This is a genomic window from Bradyrhizobium altum, from assembly GCF_020889705.1.
Lineage (GTDB): Bacteria > Pseudomonadota > Alphaproteobacteria > Rhizobiales > Xanthobacteraceae > Bradyrhizobium > Bradyrhizobium altum.
In genome coordinates this window covers 1-1799 of record NZ_JACMYP010000521.1, presented here as the reverse complement: position 1 = coordinate 1799, position 1799 = coordinate 1, and the positions used below count along the sequence as shown (strand labels likewise).

The following is a 1799-nucleotide window of genomic DNA, read 5'->3' as shown; positions in this document are numbered from 1 at the left end:
AAACCAACCTTCGAAAAACGCCGAAAACGCTGCGGCGCGCGACATCGACGCGCCGGCCGGAACTTAGGTCAGCTTCTCCGCAAAGCGTTTAAGTTTGGTTGAGTAATTGGAAAAGAACGGGATCAACAAAGAGATAAGGCCGCACGATCGAATCGCGCGGCCCGTCGTAACCTTTGCTTAATGATGTTCCCGCGGCCGCGTTCAGGACGCCAAGATAACGACCTTGTCGCCGTCGAGCGTGAGCGTCACTTTCAACCCGCAGGCTTCGCCCAAGAGGCGCGTGTAATGCGGCTGCACGGCATGCGCATCGACCGTGTTCGACGAGCTTGCATTGAGCAGGTCGACGATGTTCTGCGGCACCCGCGCATGGAGGCCCGCGGCCAGGATGCGGAAGCTCATCGTCTCACCCTCGCCGACCGGATCGATGGTGAGCGTGCCGCCGCGCGGGATGGTCTGCTGTGCGATGACCAGCATGTTCAACAGCAGCTTGACCCGGTTCTTGGGCAGCAGCAGCCGCGGCAAATTCCAGGTCAGCGTCACCTTGCCGTCCTCGATATGCCCCTTCGCCATGTTCTGGGCATCGCCGAGGTCGATCTGCGCGCCGGAGGAACCCGCGGCACCGAACGCCAGCCGGCAGAACTGCAGCCGCGCCGAAGCGGTCTTGGCGCTCTTGCGGATCAGATCGAGCGCGAAGTCGCGGTCTTCGGGCTTGGGATTGTCGTCAAGGACCTCAAGCCCATTGACGATCGCCCCGACCGGACTGATGAGATCGTGACAGACCCGCGAACACAACAGCGCCGCGAGTTCGAGTGCGTCGGGAGCGGGACCGGGAGACGAAGTGCCAGACATAGATTGTTTCCTGGAAAGCCGCACGCCGCGGGAGGAGTGCGAATCACGCATGCCTGTCGGCTTGATACACCGCGCAGACGGATGCTGCCAGCTTGCGGCGGGACTGATAAAGCATGATCCGGAAAAGTGGAAACCGGTTTTCCGAAAAGATCATGCTCAAACAAGGGGATGAGATCGCGATGCGATGCCTTGCATCGCATCGCGATCTCAGGGAACACAAACAGGATATGAGACCCGCCCATGAATAAGGCACAGCCGTCCCTGATCGGCTGCGAGGCTGCCGCCACGCTGCTCGAATCGCTGACCGAACTGGTGATCCAGGCCGGCGAGGCGATTCTTGCGGTCAACCGATCTGCCATGAACGTCACAGGCAAGAGTGACGGATCGCCGGTCACCGAGGCCGATCTCGCCGCCGACCACATCGTCGTCGAAGGGCTGACGCGGCTGACGCCGCATGTGTCGCTGCTGTCGGAGGAGCGCGTCCACCTGGCGACGCCGCCCTACAGGGACAGTTTCTTCCTGATCGATCCGCTCGACGGCACCAAGGAGTTCGTCGCCGGCCGTGACGAGTTCACCGTCAATGTGGCGCTGGTCACCCACGGCGTGCCGCTGCTCGGCATCGTCGGTGCGCCCGCGCTGGGGCTGATCTGGCGCGGCATCGTCGGCAAGGGTGCGGAGCGGTTGACGCTGCAGAATGGCGCGGTTTCGCAGGCTATGCCGATCAAGACCCGTCCCTGCCCGCCACGCGGCGCGCCCTGGACCGTTGCGGTCAGCCGCTCACATGGCGATGCGCGCACCGAGGCCTTCATCGACGAACGCGGCGGCGCGGTCCGCGCCGTGCTGGGCTCGGCCGTCAAATTCGGCCATGTCGCCGAGGGCGAAGTCGATATCTATCCCCGCCTCTCGCCGACGTCCGAATGGGATGTGGCGGCGGGTCACGCTGTCGTCGT

The 1799-nt window shown here is 63.4% G+C and carries 2 protein-coding genes; one reads left to right on the top strand and one right to left on the bottom strand.

What is annotated here, in order from left to right:
* Window positions 1-201 precede the first annotated feature (201 nt).
* Window positions 202-849, bottom strand: a complete 648-nt coding sequence (gene chpT / locus H8B02_RS47065; RefSeq protein WP_229172486.1) for a histidine phosphotransferase ChpT — start codon at window positions 847-849, stop codon at window positions 202-204.
* 240 nt (window positions 850-1089) lie between these two features.
* On the opposite strand from chpT, the gene H8B02_RS47060 reads away from it, so the two are divergent.
* Window positions 1090-1799 (top strand): 3'(2'),5'-bisphosphate nucleotidase CysQ family protein (locus H8B02_RS47060; protein WP_229172485.1); only part of this gene is annotated, 710 nt, incomplete at its 3' end.

What these genes read in the sequence shown, in the direction of transcription:
- chpT (WP_229172486.1), bottom strand. Translation starts at nt 849, where the DNA reads ATGTCTGGCACTTCGTCTCCCGGTCCCGCTCCCGACGCACTCGAACTC.